The sequence below is a fragment of the Streptomyces sp. AP-93 genome (genome assembly GCF_022808175.1).
GTDB lineage: Bacteria > Actinomycetota > Actinomycetes > Streptomycetales > Streptomycetaceae > Streptomyces.
Genome location: NZ_JALGBX010000009.1, coordinates 286,857 through 311,853 on the forward strand (window position 1 = coordinate 286,857; position 24,997 = coordinate 311,853).

The 24,997-nt window shown below is 70.4% G+C and carries 29 protein-coding genes, 1 tRNA gene and 2 pseudogenes; 15 read left to right on the plus strand and 17 right to left on the minus strand.

All coding sequences use genetic code 11. The annotated features are described in order from the left end of the window. Positions 1-70: 70 nt before the first annotated feature. Both pstC and MTF69_RS17680 read left to right on the plus strand, forming a co-directional pair. Positions 71-1,813, plus strand: a complete 1,743-nt coding sequence (gene pstC, locus MTF69_RS17675; RefSeq protein ID WP_374323272.1) for a phosphate ABC transporter permease subunit PstC — start codon at positions 71-73, stop codon at positions 1,811-1,813. Beyond that, positions 1,801-2,493: an ATP-binding cassette domain-containing protein gene (locus MTF69_RS17680; protein WP_243335543.1), complete on the plus strand. Its 693-nt coding sequence runs from the start codon at positions 1,801-1,803 to the stop codon at positions 2,491-2,493. Before pstC ends, MTF69_RS17680 begins: the two co-directional genes overlap by 13 nt. A gap of 116 nt (positions 2,494-2,609) precedes the next feature. Here the strand turns inward: MTF69_RS17680 and trxB are convergent, their stop codons facing one another. From trxB to MTF69_RS17695, 3 genes are read right to left on the minus strand one after another with little or no spacing between them, the layout of a single operon-like run. Continuing rightward, a complete protein-coding gene (gene trxB / locus MTF69_RS17685) occupies positions 2,610-3,602 on the minus strand; it encodes a thioredoxin-disulfide reductase (RefSeq protein ID WP_243335544.1) in 993 nt (330 codons plus the stop codon). Between the two features lie 7 nt (positions 3,603-3,609). Continuing rightward, a complete protein-coding gene (locus tag MTF69_RS17690; protein ID WP_243335545.1) occupies positions 3,610-4,041 on the minus strand; it encodes an arsenate reductase ArsC in 432 nt (143 codons plus the stop codon). A gap of 44 nt (positions 4,042-4,085) precedes the next feature. After that, positions 4,086-4,718: a low molecular weight phosphatase family protein gene (locus MTF69_RS17695; RefSeq protein ID WP_243335546.1), complete on the minus strand. Its 633-nt coding sequence runs from the start codon at positions 4,716-4,718 to the stop codon at positions 4,086-4,088. Between the two features lie 76 nt (positions 4,719-4,794). On the opposite strand from MTF69_RS17695, the gene MTF69_RS17700 reads away from it, so the two are divergent. Genes MTF69_RS17700 through MTF69_RS17710 form a run of 3 tightly spaced genes read left to right on the plus strand, consistent with a single transcriptional unit; the run spans position 4,795 to position 7,000 of the window. Further along, positions 4,795-5,109, plus strand: a complete 315-nt coding sequence (locus MTF69_RS17700) for a helix-turn-helix transcriptional regulator (RefSeq protein WP_243335547.1) — start codon at positions 4,795-4,797, stop codon at positions 5,107-5,109. A gap of 38 nt (positions 5,110-5,147) precedes the next feature. After that, complete coding sequence (locus MTF69_RS17705) at positions 5,148-5,942, plus strand: MIP/aquaporin family protein (protein ID WP_243335548.1); 795 nt, start codon at positions 5,148-5,150, stop codon at positions 5,940-5,942. Beyond that, the gene (locus MTF69_RS17710) at positions 5,939-7,000 is read left to right on the plus strand and encodes an ArsO family NAD(P)H-dependent flavin-containing monooxygenase (RefSeq protein ID WP_243335549.1); all 1,062 of its coding nucleotides are present in this window, start codon (positions 5,939-5,941) and stop codon (positions 6,998-7,000) included. Before MTF69_RS17705 ends, MTF69_RS17710 begins: the two co-directional genes overlap by 4 nt. 73 nt (positions 7,001-7,073) lie before the next feature. Here the strand turns inward: MTF69_RS17710 and MTF69_RS17715 are convergent, their stop codons facing one another. From MTF69_RS17715 to MTF69_RS17740, 7 genes are all read right to left on the minus strand, one after another. Continuing rightward, positions 7,074-7,313: a hypothetical protein gene (locus MTF69_RS17715; RefSeq protein WP_243335671.1), complete on the minus strand. Its 240-nt coding sequence runs from the start codon at positions 7,311-7,313 to the stop codon at positions 7,074-7,076. 79 nt (positions 7,314-7,392) lie between these two features. Further along, entirely contained in the window at positions 7,393-7,539 is a 147-nt protein-coding gene (locus tag MTF69_RS17720; protein WP_243335550.1) for a hypothetical protein, read from the minus strand. 48 nt (positions 7,540-7,587) lie between these two features. Further along, the gene (locus MTF69_RS17725; RefSeq protein WP_243335551.1) at positions 7,588-8,478 is read right to left on the minus strand and encodes a permease; all 891 of its coding nucleotides are present in this window, start codon (positions 8,476-8,478) and stop codon (positions 7,588-7,590) included. Positions 8,479-8,611: 133 nt separating this feature from the next. Next, the gene (locus MTF69_RS17730; protein WP_243335552.1) at positions 8,612-8,968 is read right to left on the minus strand and encodes a helix-turn-helix transcriptional regulator; all 357 of its coding nucleotides are present in this window, start codon (positions 8,966-8,968) and stop codon (positions 8,612-8,614) included. 108 nt (positions 8,969-9,076) lie between these two features. Then, a complete protein-coding gene (locus MTF69_RS43740) occupies positions 9,077-9,277 on the minus strand; it encodes a DUF2180 family protein (RefSeq protein ID WP_374323256.1) in 201 nt (66 codons plus the stop codon). Beyond that, positions 9,277-10,401 (minus strand): ACR3 family arsenite efflux transporter, encoded by a 1,125-nt coding sequence (gene arsB, locus MTF69_RS17735; RefSeq protein WP_243335553.1) that lies wholly within the window; start codon positions 10,399-10,401, stop codon positions 9,277-9,279. The genes MTF69_RS43740 and arsB overlap by 1 nt, the downstream gene beginning before the upstream one ends. Before the next feature lie 256 nt (positions 10,402-10,657). Further along, complete coding sequence (locus tag MTF69_RS17740) at positions 10,658-11,056, minus strand: heavy metal-responsive transcriptional regulator (protein WP_243335554.1); 399 nt, start codon at positions 11,054-11,056, stop codon at positions 10,658-10,660. A gap of 83 nt (positions 11,057-11,139) precedes the next feature. On the opposite strand from MTF69_RS17740, the gene MTF69_RS17745 reads away from it, so the two are divergent. Continuing rightward, positions 11,140-12,123 carry an alkylmercury lyase family protein gene (locus tag MTF69_RS17745; protein WP_243335563.1) on the plus strand — a complete coding sequence of 328 codons (984 nt, stop codon included), beginning with the start codon at positions 11,140-11,142 and terminating at the stop codon, positions 12,121-12,123. 90 nt (positions 12,124-12,213) lie between these two features. Further along, positions 12,214-12,762, plus strand: a complete 549-nt coding sequence (locus MTF69_RS17750; RefSeq protein WP_243335565.1) for a DinB family protein — start codon at positions 12,214-12,216, stop codon at positions 12,760-12,762. Here MTF69_RS17750 and MTF69_RS17755 read toward each other — a convergent pair. The 3 genes from MTF69_RS17755 to MTF69_RS17765 form a co-directional block, all read right to left on the minus strand. Further along, positions 12,755-13,228, minus strand: a complete 474-nt coding sequence (locus MTF69_RS17755) for a GNAT family N-acetyltransferase (protein WP_243335567.1) — start codon at positions 13,226-13,228, stop codon at positions 12,755-12,757. The two genes, MTF69_RS17750 and MTF69_RS17755, sit on opposite strands and share 8 nt — an antisense overlap. Positions 13,229-13,239: 11 nt before the next feature. After that, the gene (locus MTF69_RS17760; protein ID WP_243335570.1) at positions 13,240-13,563 is read right to left on the minus strand and encodes a helix-turn-helix transcriptional regulator; all 324 of its coding nucleotides are present in this window, start codon (positions 13,561-13,563) and stop codon (positions 13,240-13,242) included. Positions 13,564-13,642: 79 nt separating this feature from the next. After that, the gene (locus MTF69_RS17765) at positions 13,643-14,002 is read right to left on the minus strand and encodes a helix-turn-helix transcriptional regulator (RefSeq protein WP_243335572.1); all 360 of its coding nucleotides are present in this window, start codon (positions 14,000-14,002) and stop codon (positions 13,643-13,645) included. A 116-nt stretch (positions 14,003-14,118) separates the two neighbouring features. Here MTF69_RS17765 and MTF69_RS17770 point away from each other — a divergent pair, with 116 nt between their 5' ends. Then, positions 14,119-15,474: an NAD(P)-binding domain-containing protein gene (locus tag MTF69_RS17770; RefSeq protein ID WP_243335574.1), complete on the plus strand. Its 1,356-nt coding sequence runs from the start codon at positions 14,119-14,121 to the stop codon at positions 15,472-15,474. 5 nt (positions 15,475-15,479) lie between these two features. Beyond that, positions 15,480-16,724, plus strand: a complete 1,245-nt coding sequence (locus tag MTF69_RS17775; protein WP_243335576.1) for an MFS transporter — start codon at positions 15,480-15,482, stop codon at positions 16,722-16,724. A gap of 577 nt (positions 16,725-17,301) precedes the next feature. On the opposite strand, the gene MTF69_RS17780 is transcribed toward MTF69_RS17775, so the two are convergent. Continuing rightward, positions 17,302-17,586 carry a helix-turn-helix domain-containing protein gene (locus MTF69_RS17780; RefSeq protein ID WP_243335587.1) on the minus strand — a complete coding sequence of 95 codons (285 nt, stop codon included), beginning with the start codon at positions 17,584-17,586 and terminating at the stop codon, positions 17,302-17,304. A 544-nt stretch (positions 17,587-18,130) separates the two neighbouring features. On the opposite strand from MTF69_RS17780, the gene MTF69_RS17785 reads away from it, so the two are divergent. The 5 genes from MTF69_RS17785 to MTF69_RS17805 all read left to right on the plus strand — a co-directional run bounded on the left by MTF69_RS17785 (position 18,131) and on the right by MTF69_RS17805 (position 22,562). After that, a complete protein-coding gene (locus tag MTF69_RS17785) occupies positions 18,131-18,607 on the plus strand; it encodes a hypothetical protein (protein ID WP_243335589.1) in 477 nt (158 codons plus the stop codon). Positions 18,608-18,789: 182 nt separating this feature from the next. Further along, on the plus strand, positions 18,790-19,560 hold the full coding sequence (locus MTF69_RS17790; protein ID WP_243335591.1) for a hypothetical protein: 771 nt from the start codon (positions 18,790-18,792) through the stop codon (positions 19,558-19,560). A 364-nt stretch (positions 19,561-19,924) separates the two neighbouring features. Next, positions 19,925-20,860: a hypothetical protein gene (locus MTF69_RS17795; RefSeq protein ID WP_243335594.1), complete on the plus strand. Its 936-nt coding sequence runs from the start codon at positions 19,925-19,927 to the stop codon at positions 20,858-20,860. Further along, positions 20,850-22,367, plus strand: coding sequence for a hypothetical protein (locus tag MTF69_RS17800; protein WP_243335596.1), 1,518 nt, complete (start codon positions 20,850-20,852; stop codon positions 22,365-22,367). Before MTF69_RS17795 ends, MTF69_RS17800 begins: the two co-directional genes overlap by 11 nt. A gap of 122 nt (positions 22,368-22,489) precedes the next feature. Next, a tRNA-Arg gene (locus MTF69_RS17805) sits at positions 22,490-22,562 on the plus strand. On the opposite strand, the gene MTF69_RS17810 is transcribed toward MTF69_RS17805, so the two are convergent. Further along, positions 22,524-23,399 (minus strand): site-specific integrase, encoded by an 876-nt coding sequence (locus MTF69_RS17810; RefSeq protein ID WP_243335672.1) that lies wholly within the window; start codon positions 23,397-23,399, stop codon positions 22,524-22,526. The two genes, MTF69_RS17805 and MTF69_RS17810, sit on opposite strands and share 39 nt — an antisense overlap. Before the next feature lie 123 nt (positions 23,400-23,522). On the opposite strand from MTF69_RS17810, the pseudogene MTF69_RS17815 reads away from it, so the two are divergent. Then, positions 23,523-24,127: pseudogene (locus MTF69_RS17815) on the plus strand (CBS domain-containing protein); the annotation flags it as partial. 77 nt (positions 24,128-24,204) lie between these two features. On the opposite strand, the gene MTF69_RS17820 reads toward MTF69_RS17815, so the two are convergent. Next, positions 24,205-24,348, minus strand: coding sequence for a hypothetical protein (locus tag MTF69_RS17820; RefSeq protein ID WP_243335597.1), 144 nt, complete (start codon positions 24,346-24,348; stop codon positions 24,205-24,207). Between the two features lie 379 nt (positions 24,349-24,727). Beyond that, positions 24,728-24,997: pseudogene (locus tag MTF69_RS17825) on the minus strand (IS982 family transposase); the annotation flags it as partial.

Consider the following 24,997-nt stretch of genomic DNA (forward strand, 5'->3'; position numbering starts at 1 on the left):
ACCCAGCACGCCAGCCCCCGCCGCGTCGCGGCCGCCCGTCCAGGGCGGCCGCCCGCGGCGGGCGCGGTGGGTGTGGGGATGGGTGTACACCGGGATGTTCTCGGTGGTCCTCGTCCTCGCGGTACTGATCGGGTACCTCGGCACCGGCATCGCGAGCGGTGACGTCGACTGGCTGAACCTGGTCTCCGACCCGTCGTGGAGCCCGGTCAACGGGGCCTTCGGCGCCCTGGCCATGATCTACGGCTCGGCCGTCGTGTGCGTCCTGGCGCTGCTGCTGGCCGTTCCGGTCGGCTGGTCGGCGGCCATCGCCCTGTCGGAGTACCTCCCGCCCCGCTTCGCCAAGCCCCTGCGCCTGAGCGTCGAACTGCTGGCGGCGGTCCCCTCCATCGTCTACGGCCTCATCGGCATCATGGTGATCCGGCCGTTCGTCTCGATGCTGGGAGGCGTACCGGGCGGCGACAGCCTGCTCGCCGCGGGCATCGTCCTCGCCGTGATGATCATGCCGACGATCGTCGCGGTCAGCGTCGACGCCCTGTCGGCCGTCCCCGCCCGCTACCGGGAGGCCGCGTACTCCCTCGGCCTGACCCGCCGTGAGGTCGTACGGTCGGTCCTCCTGCCCCAGGCACGCGCGGGCATGCGCGCCGGCGTCCTGCTCGGCCTGGCCCGCGGACTCGGCGAGGCCATAGCGGTCTTCATGGTGATCGGCCGTGCCGACGGAAGGCTCCCGGGGGCAGCCGGAGACTTCTTCTCCTCCCTGGTCCGCCCCGGCCAGACGCTGACCACCAAGCTGGCCGGCCCTGAGCCGATGCTCGCCGGCACCTCCGGCCCGTACTTCGCGGCGCTGTGCGCCCTGGGCATCATCCTGCTCCTCCTGGTGGCTGCGGCGACCGTGTGGGGCACCCGGAAGTCCTCGAACCGTCCCGCGAAGCGCGGCCTGCGCGGACACCGTGCCGCTGCCCGCATGCGCATCCCGCGCGACCGCCTCACGACGGCGCTGCGGATGGGGGCACTGGCGCTGCCGGGAGCCCTCCTCCTCGGCATGCTCGGCATCCTCCTGACCCGGGGCGGGTCCGCGCTCAACCCGGCGTTCTGGTTCTCACCCTCCACCGGCGCCGCCGGCGGTGGCGTGCGCGACCAGATCCTCGGCACGCTCCTGCTCCTGGCGACCACGGCCCTGATCGCCCTGCCCCTCGGCTACGCGGCGGGCGTCCTGATTGGCACCCGGGCTACGGGGAAGACGGCACGCGTGCTGGAGACCCTCACCGTGGCCATCGGCGGAACCCCCACCATCCTGCTGGGCCTCGCCGGCTACGTCCTGTTCTCCTCCGCCATGGGCTGGGGCCGCTCCTGGCTGGCCGGAGCCATCGTGCTGGTGCCCGTGGTCGTACCCGTCATCGCCCTCACCACGGCGGGACGCATCCGCAGCATGCCGCCGGAAATCACCGAGAGCGCCCTGGCACTCGGCCTGACCCGCGCCCAGTACATCCGCTCCGTGGTCATCCCGTACACCTGGCCGGCCACCCTCACGGGCCTGCTGCTCGGCCTGGCCCGCGCGGCGGGCGAGACCGCTCCGCTGATCTTCACCGCGACGGTGTTCTTCGGGGCGCCCGCTCTGCCGACCGGGATCGTCAACGCCCCGGTGCAGGCGCTGCCGACCCACATCTTCACCCTGTCCCAGGACTCCGGCGCCCCCGAGGCGATCACTCAGGCATGGGGCAGCGCCCTGGTCCTGGTCCTGATCACCGCAGTACTTCTCAGCCTGGCGGTGGCCCTGCGCAACCGCTTCGAAGGAGCACGACGATGGACCACGTGATATCCGTCCGCGACCTGCGGGTCCTCGACGGCAAGAAGACCCTGGTGGGCCCGGTCACCTTCGATCTGAAGCAGGGCTCCACCACAGGACTGTGCGGCCCTTCCGGCGCCGGCAAGTCGACGGTGCTGCGCGCCCTGGTCGACCTGCTGCCCCACGGCCTCGTCCGCGACGGCCACTTGGAGGTACTGGGCCGCCCCTTCCGCCACGGCAAGGGCGACTCCGGCCTGCGGAGCACCGTCGTCCTGGTGCCGCAGACGCCCGTCGTCTTCGGCGGCAGCATCCTGGACAACGCCCTCTTCGGGCTGCGGCACTTGGTGCGCGCCTCCCGCTCCGACCTGAACGACAGGGTGGAGCAGGCCCTGAAGGAGGCCGGCCTGTGGAACGAGGTCTGCAACCGGCTGGACACTCCTGCCCAGTCGCTCTCCAACGGCCAGCGCCAGCGGCTGTGCCTGGCCCGCGCCTTGGCCCTGGAACCGGCCGCGCTGCTGCTGGACGAACCCACCAGCGCGCTGGACGAGCGGAGCCGCGACACGGTCGAGGCATCGGTGGCCGCCCTCCGCGGCAACCGCACGGTTCTCCTCGTCTCGCACGATCCGGCGCAGGTGGAGCGCCTCTGCGACCGCACGGTACGGCTGGAGCTGCCGGAAACCCTGACGTGCTCTCCTGCGGCAGCCGCCTGAGCACAGAGCACCGCAGCAGGAAATGAGAACCGGGCCCGGTCCGTCGTGTCGCAATCACGACGGACCGGGCCCGGAGTCCGTTGCCGGGACCGAGCTTCTCGGCCCCGGCGCTGCCGTCACGCGACTGGCGCGAGGGCTTCCACGCGTACGTCGGCCAGCGCGGCCAGGTACCGCTCCGCGTCCAGCGCGGCGGCGCAGCCGGAGCCGGCCGCGGTGATGGCCTGGCGGTAGATGTGGTCCACCACGTCGCCCGCGCCGAAGACGCCGGGGATGCTCGTACGGGTCGTGGGCGCCTGGGTCTTGAGGTAGCCCTCGGCGTCCAGTTCGAGCTGGTCGGCGAAGAGTTCCGTACGCGGGTCGTGGCCGATGGCGACGAACAGGCCCGTCACGTCGAGGTCTCGCGTCTTGCCGGTCAGTACGTCACGGAGGACGACGCCGGAGAGCATGCCGCCGGTCTCCTTGATCTCGGCGACCTCGCTGTCGAAGGCGAAGGAGATCTTGTCGTCGGAGAACGCCCGGTCCTGCATGGCCTTGGAGGCGCGCAGGGTGGAGCGGCGGTGGACGATGGTGACCGAGCGGGCGAAGCGGGTCAGGAAGGTGGCTTCCTCCATGGCGGTGTCGCCGCCGCCGACCACGACGATGTCGCGGTCGCGGAAGAAGAAGCCGTCGCACGTCGCGCACCAGGACACTCCACGGCCGGAGAGCGCGTCCTCGTTGGGCAGGCCGAGCTTGCGGTAGCCGGAGCCGGTCGCGATGATCACGGTCTTCGCGCGGTGGACCGTGCCCTCGGAGTCCGTCAGCAGCTTGATGTCGCCGCTCAGGTCCACCGACACGATGTCGTCGTCGATCATCTCGGCGCCGAACTTCTCCGCCTGGGCCCGCATGTTGTCCATCAGGTCCGGGCCGTCGATCCCGGCGGGAAAGCCGGGGAAGTTCTCGACCTCGGTGGTCGTGGTGAGCGAGCCGCCGACGAATATGGAGCTGCCGAACAGCAGGGGCTTCAGCTGTGCGCGGGCCGTGTACAGGGCCGCGGTGTAACCGGCCGGGCCGGAGCCGATGATGATGACCTCGCGCACCTCGTCGGTGCCGGCGTCGGTGTTCGTCGTCATGATGCGGTCAGCTCTCCTGCTTCTTCGCGGTCTTGGTGTCGATCTCGGCGATGAGACCCTCGATGAGGCCCTTGATCTCGTCCCGGATGGGGCGGACGGACTCGACGCCCTGGCCGGCCGGGTCTTCGAGCTGCCAGTCGAGGTAGGTCTTGCCGGGGAAGTACGGGCAGGCGTCGCCGCAACCCATCGTGATGATGTAGTCCGACGCCTGCGCGGCCTCGGGGGTCAGCACCTTCGGCTTCTGGTCGGAAATGTCGATGCCCAGCTCCGCCATCGCGGCGACGGCCGAGGGGTTGATCTGGTCGCCCGGGACCGAGCCGGCGGAGCGGACCTCGACGCGGTCGCCGGCCAGGTGGCGCAGGAACCCGGCCGCCATCTGGGAGCGGCCCGCGTTGTGGATGCAGACGAACAGGACAGAGGCGGCAGGAGCGGAGGACATCAGTTCTTCCTTGGGGTGAGGCGACTGCGGGGAGCGTGCGGGTTTCAGGGGGCGAGCTGGGTGAGGAGCTCGCCGACGTGGGCGTCGATGGCGTCGCGGATGTCGCGTACGACGGCGATCGGCGCACCGTCCGGGTCGGCGACGGGCCAGTCGAGGTAGCGGCGGCCGGGCACCACGGGGCAGGCGTCACCACAGCCCATCGTGATCACGATGTCGGCGGCCTCGACGACCTCCTCCGTCAGCGGCTTGGGGTAAGCGTCCGAGAGGTCCGCGCCCGCCTCGGTGAGGGCCTGGGCGATGTGCGGCTCCACCTCGTCGGCGGGGTGGGTACCCGCGGAGGAGACGGTCACGCGCTCGCCCGCACGGTGGGCGAGGAGGGCGGCGGCCAGCTGAGAGCGGCCGGCGTTGTGGCTGCACACGAACAGGACCCGCGTCGGACCGCCGCCCGTCAGCCCCCGGGTGTGGGCGAGGGCGTCCAGCCGCTCGGCGGCCAGCCGTTCCGCCAGCACGACCAGGTGCGTACGGACCCGGGCGGGCTCGGCCAGACGTCCATAGGAGTCGGCGAGCAGGCCGAGCACGGTTTCCGGCGCGAAGCGGCCGGTGTACCGGGTGGCGAGGCGGGCTGCCCCCGCGGCCAGGCGTTCGTCCGGCAGGAGGGGCGAGGAGGGCGTGGGCATGGCGATCCTGTTCCAAGGAGCCAGTAAGGTCAGCTCGGGCTGGTGTCAGCCCCTACTGATGTGACAGTATCAGCACATGATGACGTCAGTCGACACTGAACTGATCCGAGTCCTGGCAGACCCCCTCAGGCTTCAGATCGTGACCCTGCTCTCCCGCGAGACGCTGTGCACCACACACCTCGTGGAGGAGACCGGTGCCAAGCAGACCAACCTCTCCAACCACCTGAAGGTGCTCAGAGAGGCGGGGGTCGTGGAGACCGAACCGTGCGGCCGCTTCATCTACTACAGACTCCGCCCGGAAGTCGTCGAGGCCATCGCCGGTCAGTTCGCCGACCTCGCGCAGGCCGCGCGTGCCACTTCCGAAGCGAACCTCAAGCGGTCCTGCCCATAGCCCGCTTGGTTTCCCCCTCACCTGCCCGAGGAGAACCGTTGTCCGTCACCGAGCCCGTCGGCACCCCACCCGCAGGGGTCACCGCGATACCCGCCGACGCGCCCCAACCCGCACCCGGCGCAAGCCCGCCCGCCATCCCGCTGGTGGCCCGCGCCGCCGCCGAACTGGTCGGGACGGCCGCGCTCGTCGCGGTCGTCGTCGGCTCCGGCATCCAGGCCACGCAGCTCACCCAGGACGTGGCGCTCCAGCTGCTGGCCAACTCCACCGCCACCGTCTTCGGCCTCGGCGTCCTCATCGCCCTCCTCGGCCCGGTCTCCGGAGCCCACTTCAACCCGGTGGTCAGCCTCGCCGAGTGGTGGACCGGCCGCCGCGGCGGTGCGGGTGTCACGGCGCGCGAGCTGGCCGTCTACGTCCCCTCGCAGATCGTCGGCGCCGTCGCGGGCGCGATCCTGGCCGACGCGATGTTCGGCGAGCCCCTGGTGAAGTGGGCCACGCACGACCGCTCCGCCGGGAACCTGCTGCTCGGCGAGGTCGTGGCCACCGCCGGGCTGATCCTGCTGATCTTCGGCCTGGCGCGGACGGACCGGCTGCGCTTCGCGCCCGTCGCCGTGGCCTCGTACATCGGCGCCGCGTACTGGTTCACCTCCTCCACCTCCTTCGCCAACCCGGCCGTCACCATCGGCCGCGCCTTCACCGACACCTTCGCGGGCATCGCCCCCGCCTCGGTCCCCGCCTTCGTCGGCGTGCAGCTCGTGGGCGCGGTCGTCGGCCTGGCTCTGGTCGCCGTCATCTTCATGCGCGGCAAGACGGACGGCGGGTCGGCCTCCGCATGACGCAGCAGACGGACGTGCTGGTGATCGGCGGCGGTCAGTCCGGGCTCGCCGCCGGCTACCACCTGCGCCGACTGGGCGTCGAGCACGTCATCCTCGACGCCCAGGAGGGTGCCGGCGGGGCCTGGCAGCACACCTGGGACTCCCTGCGGCTGTTCTCACCGGCCGCGTACTCCTCACTGCCGGGCCGCTTCATGCCCGTCCAGGAGGGTGAGGTCTATCCCGACGCGGCGCACGTTGTCTCGTACCTCGCCGACTACGAGAAGCGGTACGAGCTTCCCGTCCAGCGGGGCGCATGGGTCTCGGCCGTCCACCGCGACGGCGACCACCTGCGCGTGCAGACCGACTCCGGCGACTGGCGAGCCCGTGCGGTCGTCAGCGGCACCGGGACCTGGACCCGCCCGTTCCTGCCCGCGGTCGCTGGACGGCGCGAGTTCGCGGGCCGTCAGCTCCACACCGTGCAGTACCGCAGTCCCGGCGAGTTCGCCGGTCAGCGCGTCATCGTGGTGGGTGGCGGGAACTCCGGCGCGCAGATCGCTGCCGACCTCGCCCCTGTCGCCGAGTTGACCTGGGTCACCCAGCGTCCGCCCCGCTACCTGCCCGACGACATCGACGGCCGGGCCCTCTTCGACGCCGCAACCGCCCGGCGCCAAGCGCTCGACGCGGGCCGTACCGACACCGGCGGTGTCGCCTCGCTCGGCGACATCGTGGCCGTGCCCCCGGTCCGCGCGGCCCGCGACGCCGGACTCCTGGCGGCGAAGCCGATGTTCACCCACCTCACCGCCACCGGTGCGGAATGGGCCGACGGCACCCGGGCCGAGGCCGACGCGGTCATCTGGTGCACCGGCTTCCGCCCGGCCCTCGCCCCCTTCGCCCCGCTGCGCCTGCGCGGCAGCCACGGCCACATCGCCACCGCCGGCACCCGCGCCGCCGACGAACCCCGCCTGCACCTGCTCGGCTACGGCGACTGGACCGGCCCCGCCTCCGCCACCCTCATCGGCGTCGGCCGCCCCGCCCGCGACGCGGCCCGCGAGATCGCCGAGCTGCTGGGCCGCTGCTGACGCGCGGCACGGCGGAGGGCGGGACACCCCGACCGGCGTACCGGTCGGGGTGTCCCGCCCTCGTGTAGGCCCGTCACCTGCCGGAGTGGTCGATCACGTTGCCGTTGGAGCAGTTGTTTGCGTGGTCGCCGGCCCAGTCGCCGAGGACCGGTACGACGGCGGTTTCCTGCTGGCAGACGGCGGCGGCCGTGAAGTTCCAGTTGTTCGCCGCGTTCACGCCACCCCCGAAGTTGGAATCGTTGTCGGCGTGCGCCACGGGAGCGGCGAGGGACAGAGCGAGCACGGGCAGTACCGCGAGCATGATCTTCTTCATGACGGGGGAACGACCAGGACCGCGTGAGGATGCGGCAGCCATACGTACACCTCTGCCGTGCGGATAGTCCGCGTACTGCTCAGCTGTTGGAGCCGCCGTGGGCATCGGCCGGCTGCTGGGGAGGGATCTCGTCCTCTTCGATGATCTGGACATCGCAGCAGTCGGAGGCGGGCGCGGTGTCCTTCTTACCGAAGAGCTTGGCGAAGAGGCCGGTCTTGGTGCTCATGAGGTGTGTTTCCTTGCGTGGGGGTTGAGAACTGGGGCTGCGGGTCGGTCAGGCGACCAGGGGGACGAGGAATCCGCCGGCCAGCGCGAGGGCGAAGACCGAGGTGGCGAAGGTGGTCAGGAGCTTGGGCTTGAACAGCTTCGTCAGGAGGGTCAGTTCGGGCGGACTGATGGCGGCCGCCGCGATCACGAAGGCGAAGACGGCGCCGAGGTTCATGCCGCGTTCCATCAGGGCGAAGCCGATGGGAAGTGCCGTCTCGGCCCGCATGTAGAGGGGGATGGCGATCAGCGCCGCGAGCGGGATGGCGTACCACTTGCCGTCGCCGGCCACGGCGGCCATGAGATCGGTGGGCACGGCCCCGTAGATGAGCGCGCCGATCGATACGCCGATCAGCATCGGCTTGACCATGGGCTTCAGCTCGATCACGGCCTCGCGCCAGGCGCCGGGGAGTTCGGCACGCAGGCCGCGCCAGGGCACGTACTCCTTCTCCTGACCACCGGTGACCCGTACGCGCTTGACCTGCGAGGCGAAGCCGAAGCGGTGCATGCCGTGCGCGATGAGCAGGGTCCCGCCGGCGGCGACCGCGGTGAAGCTGACGGCCATCTTCCAGCCGAACAGCGCTCCGACGGCCACGAACACGAACGGGTCCAGGATCGGCGAGGCGATCAGGAAGGCCACGGCGGTGGAGAACGGCACTCCGGCGCGCAGGATGCCGGCCAGGACCGGGATCGTCGAGCACGAGCAGAAGGGGGTCAGTGCGCCGAAGGCGGTGCCCTTGACCATGCCCTTGAGGTGGCTGCCGCCCAGCCACTGGGCGAGCTTCTCGGGTCCCGTTCTGCGCATCAGCAAGGTGACGAGGAAGGTGATCGCGATGAAGAGCGCGACGAGTTCCGCGGTGATGACGGCGAACGTCTTGAGGACTTCGAGGACGTGGTTCACGGGTGGTGCACCTCAGGGCTTGCAGACATCGCTGTGCCGTCCCACCGGCGTGGACGCGCTGCCGACGGGTGGGGGGTGAGTTCAGTCTTGGGGCTGTACGGGGAGGGGCCGGGCGGGATCCGTCCGGCTCAGGTCACTGGCAGGACGCCGCGCCCTCGGGGGCCTGGGCGGCAAGGCTCGCCAGGAGCTGAACCGGGCCGCCGAGCTCGGCGCAGCACAGGGAGTAGACGTTGCTGCGCCCGCGGGGCTTGGAGCTGATCAGCTCCTGCTCGCGCAGGGGGGCCAGGTGGTGGCTGACCAGGGTCTGGCTCAGTCCGGTGGCCTCCTGGAGCTCCTTGACCGTGCGCGGGCGCTCGGCGATCAGGAGCATCAGGGTCAGGCGGGTCTCGTCCCCCAGGGCGCGGAGCTTGGGGGCCAGGAGCCGGGCCTGGTCGCCTTCGGAGAGCAGGGCGGCCGGGGTGGTCACCGCGACCGGGAGAGTCGTTGTCATACCCACACGCTAACACCATCGCCCGCAGCTATCAACAGCAGTTGCTGTTGATAGCTGCGGGCGATGGTGTTGCCGCCGGGCCCTGGCGATCCGGCGCGTTCGGGCCAGTCAGCGGCTGTCGGCCTGTGCGCAGGGGAAGCAGCGCACGCTGCGGGCCGGTGCCTCGCTCGGCGGGGCGAGGAGGGGACGCCTGCGGACCTCGTACGCGACCACGCGCGCATGGTTGGCACAGACGGCGGCGCCGCAGCTGCGGCAGACACCGATGGCCGGGGTTTGGGCGTCCCGGGTGTGGCAGTCGAGGCAGTGCATCAGCGGGCCTCGCCGGGGTTCGCTGCCGCCCGCCCCGCCGTGAACCTCTTGCGCCAGGCCAGGGATACGTAGACCAGGCCGATCAGGACCGGTACCTCGATGAGGGGGCCGACCACTCCGGAGAGGGCCTGGCCGCTCGTGACGCCGAAGGTGGCGATGGCGACGGCGATGGCCAGCTCGAAGTTGTTGCCGGCGGCGGTGAAGGCGAGGGTGGTGGTGCGGTCGTAGGGCAGGCCGATGGCCTTGCCGAGGGCGAAGGTGCCGAACCACATCACCGCGAAGTAGACGAGGAGCGGGAGTGCGATGCGGGCGACATCCAGGGGCTGCGAGGTGATGGTCTTGCCCTGGAGGGCGAAGAGGATGACGATCGTGAAGAGCAGGCCGTACAGGGCCCAGGGGCCGATCTTCGGCAGGAAGTCCGCCTCGTAGGCGGTGCGTCCGAGCTTCTTCTCGCCGATGCGGCGGGTGAGGAAGCCCGCGAGGAGCGGGATGCCCAGGAACACGATGACGTTCAGGGCGATGTGCCAGACCGGTACGTCCAGGCCCTGGCCGTCGCCGAGTCCGAGCCATCGGGGCAGCAGGTCCAGGTAGAACCAGCCCAGCGCGCCGAAGGCGACGACCTGGAAGACGGAGTTCAGGGCGACCAGGACGGCTGCGGCCTCGCGGTCGCCGCAGGCGAGGTCGTTCCAGATGATGACCATGGCGATACAGCGGGCCAGGCCGACGATGATCAGCCCGGTGCGGTACTCGGGCAGGTCCGGCAGGAAGACCCAGGCCAGCGCGAACATCAGCGCCGGACCGACGACCCAGTTGATGACCAGCGAGGAGACCATTAGCTTCCGGTCGCCGGTGACCGCATCGAGCTTGTCGTACCGGACCTTGGCCAGCACCGGGTACATCATGACCAGCAGCCCGATCCCGATGGGCAGGGAGATCCCGCCGACCTCGACCTTGGCGAGGGCGTCGTTCAGGCCGGGGACGAGCCGGCCGAGCCCCAGGCCGACACCCATCGCGAGGAGGATCCACACCGCGAGGAAGCGGTCCAAGGTGGACAGCTTCCGCACGATCGAGGAGCTTTCGGCGCCCGGCGGCCGCACGGTCGGGCCGGGTTCGGTCGCGGTCATGAGGGCACTCGCTTTCGGTTCTGCGGTGAGGGCGAACGCGCGGCGCGATGCGCTGCGACGTCGAGGAGCCGCAGTCCGCAGGGTGCACCCTGCATGGTGCACCGGGCGGACCGATCACATCAGCATCGACTGAAGTCAGCTCACGCTGATGTTCTCACATCAGCGTGAGCTGATGCCATTCGAGCCTGACATCAGCCCCGAACGGCCCAGTGGGGGATCCCCCGCCCCTTCGGCGGCCCACCCGTCCAGCCAGACGTCAGGGCTGCCGGAAGATGGTGCAGATGTCGCCTTCCGTGCAGGAATCCGGATCCGTCTCGGCTGCCCTGCGCCCCAAACCGGTCAGCAAAGTGCGGGTCTTGCGGAGTTCGGCCATGCGCTGCTCGATCTGGTCGAGGTGTGTGCTGATGAGCCGGGCGACGTGGCCACACGGGGCCTCGCCGCTGTCGCGCAGTTCGAGGACCGAGCGGATCTCGGCGAGCGTGAGGCCCGCGCCCTGTGCGTCGCGGATGAACACCAGCCTGCTCACGGCATCGGGTGCGTAGTCGCGGTACCCCGCTGCAGTGCGCGGCGGGGCGGACAGGAGTCCGGCCTGCTCGTAGAAGCGGATGGTCTTGGCCGTCACGTGGCCGGCCGCCGCGAGGTCACCGATGCGCATCCCTCCACGCTACGCCTTGACCTTCCAGCGCACTGGAAGGTCTACCGTCGGGCGACAAGCCACGAATGGGGAGCACAGCGGACATGCGGATCACCATCCTGACGGTGCCGGACTGCCCGAACGAGCCCGTGGTCCGGGAGCGGATCACCACCGCGCTCGGCGGCCGGAGCGCCGAGGTGGAGGTCGTCGAAGTACGCGAGCAGAGCGAGGCCGCCCGCTGGGGCATGACCGGCTCGCCGACCGTGCTGCTCGACGGGGCCGACCCGTTCGCGGTGGCCGGTGCTCCGCCGAGCGTGTCCTGCCGCCTCTACCGGGACGCCGACGGCCGCGTGGACGGGGCGCCCAGCGTGGAGGACCTGCGCCAGGTGTTGTCCGGTGCGGTTCTCGCCCGGGAGTCCGCCGGGGACCAGGAGTGCTGCGAGGCGGACTTGCTCGATCCGATCGGGCGGGCCGGCCGGGGCCGACGAGCCCCGGACGAGCGCGGTCTGCGCGCCGTCCACCAGGCGGTGCTGCGGCACTTCACCACCGAAGGCACGGCACCGGCGCCGTCCGTACTGGAGGCCGTCGCCGCCCTCGCCGGCCGGACTGCCGCCGACGTACTGGCCGAACTGGCCCGGGAGGACTTCCTGACCCTCGACGGTGCGGGTCGGATCCGGGCGGCGTACCCGTTCTCCGCGGTCCGGACCCGGCATCGCGTGCGGCTGCCCGAAGGCGTGGAGGTGTGGTCGATGTGCGCCGTCGACGCCCTGGGCATCTCGGCCATGCTCGGCGGCCAGGACGTACGGATCTCCTCATCGGACCCGGTCAACGGCGAGCCGGTCACCGTTACCTTCACCGGCGGCACCGCACGATGGAAGCCGGCGGACGCCGTCGTGTTCGTCGGCCGCCGCGCGGGCGCGGGCCCTGCCGCGACGGTGTGCTGCGACACGCTGAACTTCTTCACCGGACGCGCCTCGGCCGGGCAGTGGCGGCAAGAGCACCCCGAGGTGAACGGCCAGGCCGTCGGTCAAGACCGGGCCGTCCAGATCGCCGAGCAGACCTTCGGCCCGCTCCTCCAGGGCGACTGACGCGCCCGGCGCCGGTGAGAGACAGCCCCGGAGCGGGCATCATCAAAGCCCGGGGCTGAGCCCCGGACCCCGACCGAGAGCCGGCAGGCCATGGCGAATCCGACCCCGATGGACCGGCAGGCTGTGTACGACGACTACGCGCGCGCCCGCCAGACCTTCCACCGCCTCCTCGACACCGCGTCGCCGGACGACCTCGCCAGGCCCTCCAGCGGCACCAAGTGGACCAACGAGCAGCTGCTGTGGCACATGCTCTTCGGCTACATGGTCGTCCGAGCGCTGCTCGTCCTCGTGCGCGTCTTCGGTCGGCTCCCGCGCAGGGTGAGCATGGTGTTCACGCGCGTGCTGAACGCGGCGACGGTTCCGTTCGACCTGATCAACTACGCCGGTCCGTGCGGGGCGGTGAAGGTCTACGGCCTGCGTCGCATGGGCGCCGCATTCGACCGGGTCACCGACTCCCTGCTCCACCATCTCGCGGCGGAGTCAGAAGCGGATCTCACGCACGGCATGCACTACCCCGTCCGGTGGGACCCCTTCTTCAAGGACTACATGACCCTCGCGGACATCTACCGCTACCCGACCCAGCACTTCGACTTCCACCACCGCCAGCTCACCCTCGACGGCGGGCGCGCGGTCAGCTGATCGCCGGGCTGCGGCGCTCCAACAGGACGACGTCGCGCCACACGCCGTGGTGGCGGCCGATGCGTGCGCGGGTGCCGATGACGCGGAAGCCGGCCCGCTGGTGCAGGGCTAGGCTCGCGGTGTTCTCGGGGAAGATTCCGGCCTGGATCGTCCAGATGCCCGCCACCTCGGTCGAGGCGATCAGCACATCGAGCAGGGCGCGGGCCACGCCTCGGCCCCGGGCGCCGGGGTGGACGTAGACGGAGTGCTCGACGACCCCCGCGTACGCGCACCGGTCGGACACCTTGGAGGCGGCGACCCAGCCGAGCAGCTTGCCGTCGGTGCCGAGAGCGGCGAAGCGGTGCTCGGGCAGCTTCGCCGCGTCGAACTCCGCCCAGGTGGGGGCCTCGGTCTCGAAGGTGGCGTTGCCCTCGTCGATGCCGGCCTGGTAGATCTCCAGGACCCTGTCGGCGTGATCCCGTGTCATGGGGGCGATGTTCACGGCCGCCGCCCGAGGATCGCCGAGACGGCTGCCGGGAAGCACTCCAGGCACGCGGTGTTGACCTCGTAACTGACGGAAGTGCCCTGCCTCTCGGGCAGGACGAAGCGCACCTCGGCCAGCAGCTTGAGGTGGTGGGACACAGTCGACTGGCCGATGGGCAGTCGCTCGGTGATCTCCCCGACCGTCAGGGGGCGCCGCTCCTCCGCCAGCAGGTTCAGCAGTCGTACGCGCATGGGGTCCGCCAGGGCCCTGAACCACCCGGAGTACGTCTGTGCGTCCTCGGGGCTCAGTCCTTGACCGGCTTTCGTCGTCTCATTCATCGATAATCGACGATAGTCGATGAATAGGATGCCCGGAAGGCCGTCAGCCGACACAGGCGTGGGGGCGCAGGCCAGCAGGTCAGGCGGAGCGGCCCAGCATCTGGCTCATGGCGGCGACGACGGAGGGCTCCACTCGGTAGTAGACCCAGGTGCCGCGACGCTCCGAGGACAGCAGGCCCGCCTCCCTGAGCTTCTTCAAGTGGTGGGACACCGTCGGCTGGGAGACGCCGACGTCGGAGATGTCGCAGACGCACGCCTCGCCGCCCTCGTGCGAGGCGATCGCGGAGAAGAGCCGTAGGCGTACCGGGTCACCGAGGGCCTTGAACATCAACGCGGTCCGCTCGGCCTCTTCGGCCGTCAGCGGGCGCTCGGTCAGCGGCGGGCAGCAGGGTGCCGTGGCTTCGTCTTCGAGCATCGGCAGCAGCTTCGTGGAGGGCATGAAAGCAATCCTCCCTCCAAATTCGACGGATGTCTATGTTGACGTACGTCGATGCACGGTGGGATGCTGAGTCCAGAAGGACATCGACGTTCATCGAATCAAACCGGGAGCCTGCCGTGAGCGCATCCACCGAAGACCTGCCCGTCATCGTGATCGGTGCCGGCCCCGCCGGCCTCGCTGCGGCTTCCCATCTGGTCGAGCGGGACATCGAGCCCCTGGTGCTGGAGGCCGGGCCCGCCGCCGGCGCCGCAGTCCGCGAATGGGGTCACGTACGGCTCTTCTCCACCTGGTCCGAGCTCGTGGACCCGGCCGCCGAGAAGCTCCTCGCCCCCACCGGCTGGACCGCTCCCGACGGTGCGACCTACCCCTCCGGCGCGGACTGGGCCGAGCAGTACCTCCAGCTGCTCGCCGACGTCCTCGGCGACAGGGTCCGCTACGGCACCACGGTGACCGGCGTCTCCCGCCTCGGCCGCGACCGCATCGTCGACGCCGACCGCGAGGCCCAGCCCTTCACCGTCAGCATCCTGAACGCCGACGGCACCGAGGAACGCCTCACCGCCCGAGCCGTCATCGACGCCTCCGGCACCTGGTCCACCCCCAGCCCCATCGGCGGCGACGGCCTGCCCGCCCTCGGCGAGAAGGCGGCCGCCGACCGGATCTCGTACCGGATCCCCGACCTCAAGGACCCGGCCGTCCGCGCCCGCTACGCGGGCAAGCGCACCGCCGTCATCGGCTCCGGAGCCTCCGCCTTCACTGCCCTCGCCTACCTGGCCGACCTCTCCAAGGAGGAGTCCGGCACCCACTCCGTCTGGATCCTCCGCCGCGGCATCAGCGGCTCCACCTTCGGCGGAGGCAGCGCCGACCAGCTCCCCGCGCGCGGCGCCCTCGGCCTCGCCGCCAAGGCCGCCGTCGACGACGGCCACGCCGACGCGGTCACCGGCTTCCGCACTTCGTCCGTCGAGAAGACCGGAGAGCAGCTGGTCCTGGTCGCCGAGGACGGCCGCCGTCTGGACCCCGTAGACGAGGTCATCGTCCTGACCGGCCTGCGCCCCGACCTCACCTTCCTGAACGAGCTGCGCCTCGGCCTCGACGACCGCCTCCAGGCCCCCGCCGCGCTCGCCCCGCTGATCGACCCGAACCAGCACTCCTGCGGCACGGTCTACCCCCACGGCGTGAAGGAACTCTCCCACCCGGAGAAGGACGTCTACCTGGTGGGCATGAAGTCCTACGGCCGCGCCCCCACCTTCCTCGCCATGACCGGCTACGAGCAGGTCCGCTCCATCGCAGCCCACCTCGCAGGCGACCACGAAGCCGCCGAACGCGTCGAACTGACCCTCCCCGAAACCGGAGTCTGCGGCGGAGCCGGCCTCTTCGACCAGCCCCAGGCTGCCGAGGAAACCAGCGGCGGAGGCTGCTGCGCGGCCCCGGCCACCCTCACGATCGGCGCCCCGGCCCCCTCCGGCGGCTGCTGACCTCCGTGCCACACACCCAGGCCGACGCGGCCGCGACCGGGACGGGGGTCCGGTCGCGGCCGCGCGCTGCGCTGCCCGCCCTGTGTGCCACACAGATCACCAGCTGGGGCATCGTCTACTACGCCTTCCCCGTCCTGCTCCCGCGCCTGACGGCCGACACCGGCTGGTCCACCAACGCCGCGACAGCCGCCTTCTCCCTCGCGCTCCTCGTCTCCGCCGTCGCCGGCATCCCCATCGGCCGAATCCTCGACCGCCGAGGACCGCGCGCGGTGATGACCGCGGGCTCCGCCCTCGGCACCCTCGCCCTCCTCGTGATCGCGACCGCCCCCAACCTGGCCGTCTTCACCCTGGGTTGGGTGCTCGCGGGTCTGACTATGGCCGCCACCTTCTACCCGCCCGCCTTCGCCGCCCTCACCCGCTGGTGGGGCCCCGACCGGGTCCGGGCCCTGACCATCGTCACGCTCGCGGGAGGACTCGCCTCCACAGTCTTCGCCCCACTGACCGCGGCCCTGGCCGAACACCTCAGCTGGCGCGCCACCTACGCCGCCCTTGCCGTGATCCTCGCCGCCGTCACCATCCCCGCCCACGCCCTCGCCCTACGTGCCCCCTGGCCCCCGGCCCCGCCCTCCCCACCCTCAACCGACCGTACGCCGGTCGCCCGAAGCCGCCCCTTCCTCCTCCTGGCCGTCGCCTTCACCCTCTCCGGCTTCGCCATGTACGCCGTCGTCATGGGCCTCATCCCGCTCCTCACCGAACGCGGCGCCGACGCGACAACGGCCGCCTGGGCACTCGGACTCGGCGGCGCAGGCCAAACCCTCGGCCGCACCTTGTACACCGGCCTGTCCTCCCGCACCTCGGTCACCACCCGCACCGTCCTCCTGATCGCCCTGGGTGGCGCAACGAGCGCGGCCTTCGCCCTCGTCCCCGGCCCGATGCCCCTTCTGATCACCCTCGCGGTCATCGCAGGTGTCGTACGCGGCAACCTGACCCTGCTCCAGGCCACCGCGGTCACCGACCGCTGGGGCACCACCCACTACGGCCGCCTCTCCGGGCTCCTCGGCGCCCCAGCCCACATTGCCGGAGCACTGGCCCCCTGGGCCGGCGCCGCCCTCGCGGGCCCTCTCGGCGGCTATCCCCACCTCTTCGCAGCCCTGGCCTCACTCTCGGTCGTGGCTGCCTGCCTCGCGCTCGGCACCTCCAAGGCGAGGAGCACCCAGACGGAGATTCACCACCGCTCGCAACGCAACTGAGCAGCCGGCTCCCGGTATCGGCACCATCAGGCGCGTCCATTCAGCACAGGGTGATCCAGCCGTCCGGGATCCACCCCTGCACATAGCCCTCGAGGAACAGCCCCAAGTCCGGAATGCCCACGTGCCCTACTTCCAGGGGAACTTGCCTGTAGGGAACCCAGCACAACTCCGCGCCGCCCTGGACATGCGCAAGCGGGACCCCGGGGCCGACATGCCCGGTGAAGATCCGGGCCTCACTTCGATGAGCGCCAGCGCCCACTGCGCCCTCGGCGGCCCTGAACCTGCCCATCAGGCTCCCCAACCGAACCCCACCAACCGGCGCCATCACCGCAGCCAGGCGACGGGCCGCCCCAACATGAGGCTCCCCTTCAGATCGCCGCTCCGCGGGAAGCGCCCAGTGGCCATCAGCGCCTGGCGCCCCGGCTCGGAACAGGGCCACTCGGTGGCGCTGATCGAAGCACACAAGGAACACGTCAGGCCGCACCATCGGGGCATACATGCACATAATCGCGAGCGTAGGACCGAGCGCGGCGCCCCGCATTCGCAGCGGGCCGGGCGGGTGACCGCCGTGTCGGACCTACTCGACTGGAGGGCTGGCCGGCAGGGCTGCGAGCCCAGGCCAGATCTGAAAGCCTAGTGCGACCTCAAGGCGCGCCAGGGTGCCGATATCCGGCAGCACTTTGCCGCCGAGGACGCGACCGATCGTCGTGTGGTTGATCCCCGTGGTTTCCGCCAGAGTTCGCAGGCTCTGCCCGCTGGAGGCGAGCCCGCGCTCGAGGTTGCGGGCCAGGGCCTGCGCGAAGTGGGCACTGACGGGCGCGTCGGGGGCGAGAGCGGCGTGAGGCCAGGTGCCGTCAGCCACATACGCGCTGGGTACCTTGTCATTACTGCTCCGGGGCATGCCTGGATCATCCCATGCACCCATTGGTGTTCCCTTCTCCGCGTGGTGGATTCAGTCACGAGCGGTGCATACATGCAGCAAAATGAATCTTTCACGTTCGGCGCCCACAGACACGACGGCACGCAGGGGCGTGAACACTTCACAAGATCAGGCAGTCGGAGCGAAGTGTGACCCGACGCAGCCGTCGACACGCAGTTGCCCCCCGCACCAGGGGAGCCGCCTCCCCAATTCACTCCCGTGCGCCCCCACCCCGAGCGTGCTTGCCTCACTGACTCTGGGTAGTTGAGGGGCCGAGAAGAATACGCAGGCCAGAATGGTGGCGCTTTTGTGAAACATCTTGTTTCAGTGAAGCGCGGGCCACATGTTCCAGGTCTCGTTCGATTATTTTTCATATCTTGTGCTGCAGCTTCAGGAAAGGCAATTGCGGAGATGCCCTACCGGCCTCTTAGGCCAGTCGCTACGCTCAACAGGAATTCAGGTTCGGAGAATTGCGGGGAGGTGTTTCATGCACACACGCCGAGCGCAGGGCGTACTTGAACAGCTGAGGCGCCTGGCCGCCAGTGACGCATCCAAGCGCACGGAAGCGAAGGACCGCCTCGTGCAGGCGGAGCAGGAAGCTTCGTTCGCCCGCTCGCTCTTCGAGTCGGCGGACACCCGCGCCGAGATCTCACAGCGGGTGGCTCAGGAGGCCGAGGAGCTATTGCCCCTCGGCGCCGAGGAGCAGGCCGACACACCCTCATCAGGCAAGTCCTCCCACCAGCATGGGGTCAGGACGCTCGGCGAGGAACTGCTCGCCTTTGCTCGCGCCGGCGGACACGTCACGCGGACGGAGATCCTCGGGCACCTCAGCTCCACGCGCCCCGACATCAAGCTCACCGGCGTCGGGCCCGAGCTCACCAGACTGACGAGGACAGGAGCGCTGATCCGCGTCGGGCTGGGCACCTACGCGATTCCGCCTGATGCCCGGGGTGGTGATGCGTAGAGGGAGCTTGAATTCCAATATGACTTCAAACGCGCGAGTGCCGCCGAGGCGTCGGAACCAGTCGGCGGCACATGGACGCGCGTTCTTCTGGCGCACGCATCTCCGTCATTCTAGGTGCTGACACCCGATGACGCGAGAGCCCTGCGAGAATTCGGCCCCCAGTGGCCGGGATTGGGCTCACCATGTCCTTCTTTTCCCACGCCGATTCCAGTTCGGACTGGTCCGCTCGCGGTGGGCCGGCGCATTCGGGAGGAAAGCGCGAAGGCGACGACTCCCAGGCACCCCGTCGGACCCTACCCAGCGGCCGGACGAGTCCCGCCCAGCAGATCCAGCTCATTCTCGCTCTCGCCGAGCTGGGCGCCGACGGCAAGGAGGTCGGGCGTGCGGCCGTGGCGGCGCGTACCGGCAGGAGCCTGGACACGGTGAGCGACTGCATGGGGTTCCTGGCCGAGGTCGGGCTGGCCGAACCGGGGCGCGGCCGGTACGAGCTGACCGATCAAGGACGCGTCTTCGCCGAAGTCTGGCAGCGCGACTCCGCCCAGGCCCGCCTCCTGCTCCATCCACTCATGCGGGCCCACTGGTCCACCGCCGCCGTGGCCCACCACCTGGCCGGCGGAGCACTGCCTCAGGAGGAGCTGGCCCGATTGCTGCGTGCCGGCCTGCGCGGTATGCCCATGCGCGGCGTGTACCTCGTCGAGTGGCTGGTCATCGGCCTGGTGGTCGAGCGCGACGACCGCCTGCACATCCACCTTCCCGGCCAGGCTCCGCCCCACTCGGGCCCGCATTCCGCGCCGCAGGCAGAAGAACCCGAGCCGGAGGCCGAAGATCCCGACCCCGCCTTCCTGTTCGGCCTGACCCTCCGCGAGATCCAGGAGCTGCCCGACGCCCGCTACATCGCCTTCATGGAGGGTGTCCTGCAAACCCTGCGCGGAGCCCACTCGCCCGCCGCCTGAAGGAAGCGCCGGACCGGCACTCGGCCGGACCGGCGCCTCCAGGGTGGCGGCTGGTGTCCGCGTCTGGACTCTGGACCCGCACGCGGAGGGTTCGATCCCCTCGCCATCCACCCCTTGCCGACCAGCATGACACCCAGCCACCGAGAGGAACCAGTACGCATGCGAACCAAGCCAGTACGACCAGTTCTCTGACCGCACATCAGTCCGTCAGTCGCACGGCCGTAGCGCTCACTCCTACGGCACCCTCCTGTTGCGGACCGACCGACCCTTCCACACCGTGGTGCATGTTCGCACCAATCGCGTGGAGGTCCCCTCGTGTCCGAAACCCCAGTTTCCGTCCCATGCGCCGCTCAGGCGGTACCCCATGGCGGGTGAGGTCCCCCTCTCCGACGGCTTCGCCCAGGTCCTGGCCGTCTGGGAGGAGTTGGTTGTCAGGGGTGAGATGTCGAAGCAGTCCTTCGGCCGCTTCGTCCAGCTCCTCCACCGCTTCGAGCACTTCGCCGCCGCTCACGGCGTGTCGAAGTTCGGCGGCATCGCCCAGTCCGTTGCAGCCGGATTCATCGATGCCCACGGCCGCACCCGGCACGGACACGTCGCACCGGCCGCCCTCGCCACCCGCTACCTGCGGCGCAGCGTCCTGCGGATGTGCTTCACCACCGCCCGCGAGCTCCACCTCACCGAAACCGACCCGACCTGGGGCATCGAACTGCCGCCACGGGTGAAGGGTGGCACCCGCCCGCTGAACGACGACGAGGCCATCGCGATCCGCCGCGCTGCCGAGTACGTCGATCGTCCCACCCGGCACGCCGCCGCGGCGGCTCTCGCTCTGGCCGGCGGATTCAGCGGAGAGATCGGGCACATCCGCCCCGCCGACCTCGACGTCACCGGGCACCGGGTATGGATGCACGGCTCGACGAAGACGCTGCCGCGATGGTGTCCTCTGGATGCCTGGGGCATGCGCGTACTCGTCGCCCGTACCCGGCACTTAGAGAACATCGCCGCTGCCGGCCCTAGCCCCCTCGCGGTCTCCGCCCAGGCAGGCTCCGACGAACAGGTCCAGGCGAGGGTGTGTGTCGCGCTCCGGGACCTCCTCAAACGGATCGGGCTCGGCTCCGACAGCAGCGTGCGCCCTGCCTCCGTGACCGCGTACGCCGGCTGGGAGACCTTCACCCGCACCGGCCGCATCGAGGCTGCCGCGCGTCATCTCGGCCTGGCCTCTCTGGACAGCACCGCCGCCCTCATCGGGCACCACTGGCAGACCCCGACCGCAGAAAGGGAGGCCGGCCGCGATGCCCGATGACCTCTTCGGTGACCCCGCCCCGCGCACCGTCCGCAAGAAGGCCGCACGCCGGGCCCTGGAATCCGACATTCGCACCGTCTCCCGCCGCATCAAGGACGTCGCCTTCTTCGAGGACATCTACCGGCTCGCCTCGGTCCTCGACGCTCCCGGCAGCGGACGCGGAGGCCGCCCGCCCGCCTTCCCCCCGTACGTCTACCTCCTCTTCCTCACCCTGCGCGGCATCCACGGGTCCGCCCGCTACTGCGCCGCCGAGCTGAACGACGCGGACGTCTGGAACCAGATTCGTCAGGGCGTCGCCCACCATCTCGGCCACGACGAGGCCGCCCGCCTTCCCGATCAGGGACCCACCCGTCACCAGTGGCAGCACGCCCAGAAGACCCTGCTCATCCCCCGGCGCGAAGAGCTCTCGGAAACCTTCGCCGACCTCGCTCTTGCCCAGGCCCTGAGCCAGGGGCTCCTGCCGCCCGAAGCGCGCCGCGCTTGGTCCCGCCCCGAACGCCACCAGCTCATCGCCGGCGACGGCACCGTCGCCAAATCACCCACCCTCGCCACCGTCCCCTACACCGAAAAGGACGGAGTACGGCGCCGCCATCGCGTCGACCCCGCCTCCTCCTGGCAGAAGGAAGGCGGCGGGAACAGGGACGACGAGGAAAACCCGTCGTCTGGGACCGACGATGGCACCGCCTTGGTCCTGGGCAGCAAGTTCGTAGTCTTCTCCACCCGCCACCGCGGCTATTTCCGCCGCGTCTTTCTGCGCTACGCCCACGTCCCCCGCAACACCGAGGGCGGCGAAGCCGCAGTCGCCCTCGAACTCGCCTGCGCCATCCTCGACGCCGCGGACGGCTGCCTCGGTGTCCTGTACGACGGAGCCTTCCGCGGCATGCACCGTGACGTCATCGCCCGCCGCGGACGCCTCCTCATCAACAAACAGCACAAGGGCGCCCGACCCCGCTACCTGCGGACCCTCGACTACGGCCTGTGCCGCCACGAGCTGTGGTCACAGCAAGGCCGTGCCCACGAACGCGTCTTCCTCGACACCGGCACCACCAAACTGCTGCCCCTGCCCATCCTCAAGCTTCAGCGCCGGGCCAGCCCGAACACCCACCGCTGGTACCACCTGATCGCCGTCCCCTGCCCTCGTGGCGCCCACGAGCACCGCGAGCCCGTCTCCATCACCACCACCCCCGGCGAACGCGAAGACGGCCAGAGCGACACCGAGACCGGCTTCCACCGCGCCGAGCACCTCCTCCAGATCCCCGGCAACACCGCCACCCACCAACACCTCTACGGCGGCCGCGAGGACACCGAGTCCGGCTTCTCCCAGCTCGACCGCTCCCTCTGGAACCGCCGCATGATCGCCTTCGGCGCCGACGCCCAGAGCCTGGTGATCCTCGGCTTCCTCCTCGCCCAGAACGCCACCAGCGCAGCCCGCTACCGGGAAGACCCCACCTACGCCGACGCGGACGCCGAGACCACAGAAGGCCTCACCCGATCCCCCAAGAACTGAGCCGCGGAGCCCCGCCCTGATCCGCTACCCTGTCCCTGGGCTGCCCTTGTGGCAGCCCAGGACCTTGCCGAGGCGAGCCGGACTCTCACGCAGAGTATTCAGCCACGTTTCACGCAAGGCCCGCCTTCGTAGCTCAGGGGATAGAGCACCGCTCTCCTAAAGCGGGTGTCGCAGGTTCGAATCCTGCCGAGGGCACAGCACGCCAGTCGCTGACCTGGGGTTTCTCCCCAGGGATGCACCCCATTCGGCCCCGGACTCCTCGTCCGGGGCCGTTTGCGTGAGCGGTGCGTGAGCGGACGTGTCAGCGGGCTCCGGGATTCCTGCTGATGGATCAGCACGATCCGGCACGGGCGCCGCACCTTCTTCTCCGAGCTCGGCGCCCTTGGAAGCCTTGGCAGGGGCACCCTGGCCGGTCGCCCGAGCGAGCGGTACGAGCCGGGCTGCGGCCTCGGCGATCGCGAGGTCGGCCTCGGGGAGCAGGCTCGTGCAGGTGTCCGCCGTGATGGTGATCGAGGCGTGGCCGAGCATCTCCTGGATGTCCTTCAGGTCGGCCCCCGCCGCGTGGGCCAGCGTCGCGGCGCCGTGGCGCAGGTCGTGGAGGCGGACCGGAGGGAGCCCGATCTCCTCGTACAGCTCGATGAAGCGGCGCGTGACGTTCGCGGGGTGGAGGAGCTCCCCGTTCTCTCGGGTGAAGACCCGGCCCGTCTCCACCCAGGCGCTCTCCCACTGGGCCCGGTCCTTGTCCTGCTGGGCCCGGTGGCGCCGCAGGGCCTGCACGGTGTCGGAGTCGAGGGCGATGGTGCGGGCGCCGGAGTCGGTCTTGGGGTCGTCCTCGTAGACCTCCCAGCCGTTGACGACGAGTTGCTTGGCGACCGTGATGAGCCCGGCGTCCCGGTGGGTGTCGGTCCATCGCCGGCCGCACGCCTCACCGCGCCGCAGTCCGCGGAAGGCGATCAGGTGGAACAGCGCGTACAGGCGGTCCTCGGCGATGTGGTCGAGGAAGAGGCCGGTGTGTTCCGGCGTCCAGACCATCACCGGTGAGGGCTTCTCGCCGGTCCGCTGCCAGTGGAGGATGCGTTCGCCGGTCCAGACGAGCGCCTTCGGCCGCTTGCCAGGCGGGGCGCGGCCGGGTTGAAGGTGAGGAGCTGCTGGGCGCCGCTGGTCGCCCTCACCAGGGCCCTGCAGCCGTTCGTCTTCGGCATCAACGCCTTCGCCAACACCCTGCTGCGGCTGATGAAGGTGGAACCGAAGGACGAGGTCGGCTCCGTCTTCACCGATGAGGAACTCGCCCGCCTCGTCAAGGACTCCAGCGCCGCCGGCCTCCTGGGCCCCGAGGACGGGGAACGTCTCCGGGACGCCCTCGAACTCGGCACCCGCCCTGTCGGCGAGGTGATGCTCCCCCTCGACAAGGTGGTCACCGTCCCCTGCGACATCACCCCCCGCCGCCTGGAACGGACAGCAGCCGACCACGGCTACTCCCGCCTCCCCGTCAACGGACCGGGCGAGGAGATCTGGGGCTACCTGCACATCAAGGACGCCCTGGCCGCCGGCGACCGCGCGGCCCCCTTCCCGCGCAGCGCGATGCGCCCCGTCATACGGTCGCCCTCGACACCCCACTCGACGACACCATGACCGCGATGCGCGACGCCGGCACCCACCTGGCGGCCGTCGCCGCAGCCACGGGCACGGTGATCGGCTTCGTCACGATGGAAGACCTCCTGGAGGAACTGGTCGGCGCCGCCCACGACGGCGACGCCTGATCCCACGCGCGAAGAAGGCCGACACGTGCACCACGTGCCGGCCTTCTTCGCGTTTCGCCCTCGGCGCTCGCCGGGGCTCAGTTGGCGGCCACCACCACGGCTGTCACGCATCCCACGACGACCGCGCCGGAGACGAGCATCGTGATCAACAGCCCACGCGTCCCCTTGGGGAGGCGTTCCGGGAGCGTGACTTCCTGAGGGCGCTTGGGGTCGTAGATCACGTCAAGACGCCCCCCGACCGCGACGGGCGGAAACAGGAAACGGGCCGACGGTGTACTGCCGCGCGGGCCCGCCCACCGGGGTGTACTCCAGCAGAAGCACGGACCCCTGCGCGACCTGACCGACGTTCACATCGGACGTCCGCACCCCACGCTTCAACAGCGGGCTGGAGTGGAGGTAGAAACCCGTCGAGAACGCGAACACCAAGAACCCGACGACCAAAATCATGATGGTCCCGCCCACCGACGCCCCCCGACTGCCGAAAGCCCGGATTGTCGCCAGCCCACGGGCAGGGACACAAGGGCCGCGTGCGCGCGGTACCGCAACGTGCGTGACGGTTGGAGGCCGCTAGATGAATGAGTCCAAGGGGTGTCGTTGCGGTCAGTGATCGTAGGCGGTTAGTGACCGCTTGACTGGTTGATCGGTCTTGTCGTTGTGCCAGATCGCCGCTGTGAGCGCGAGGATTCGGCAGAGGACACGGGCCGTGACCCCGGCCGGGCTCTTGCCGCCATGTCTTTCCAGGTCAAGTTGCCCCTTGAGGGTCTGGTTGATCGACTCGATGACCTGCCGCAGCGGCCTGAACAGATGCGAGCCGGCCCGCTCGGCCTCTCCCTTGCGGGCCGGTCGCAGCAGGTTCAGGTGACGCTCAGC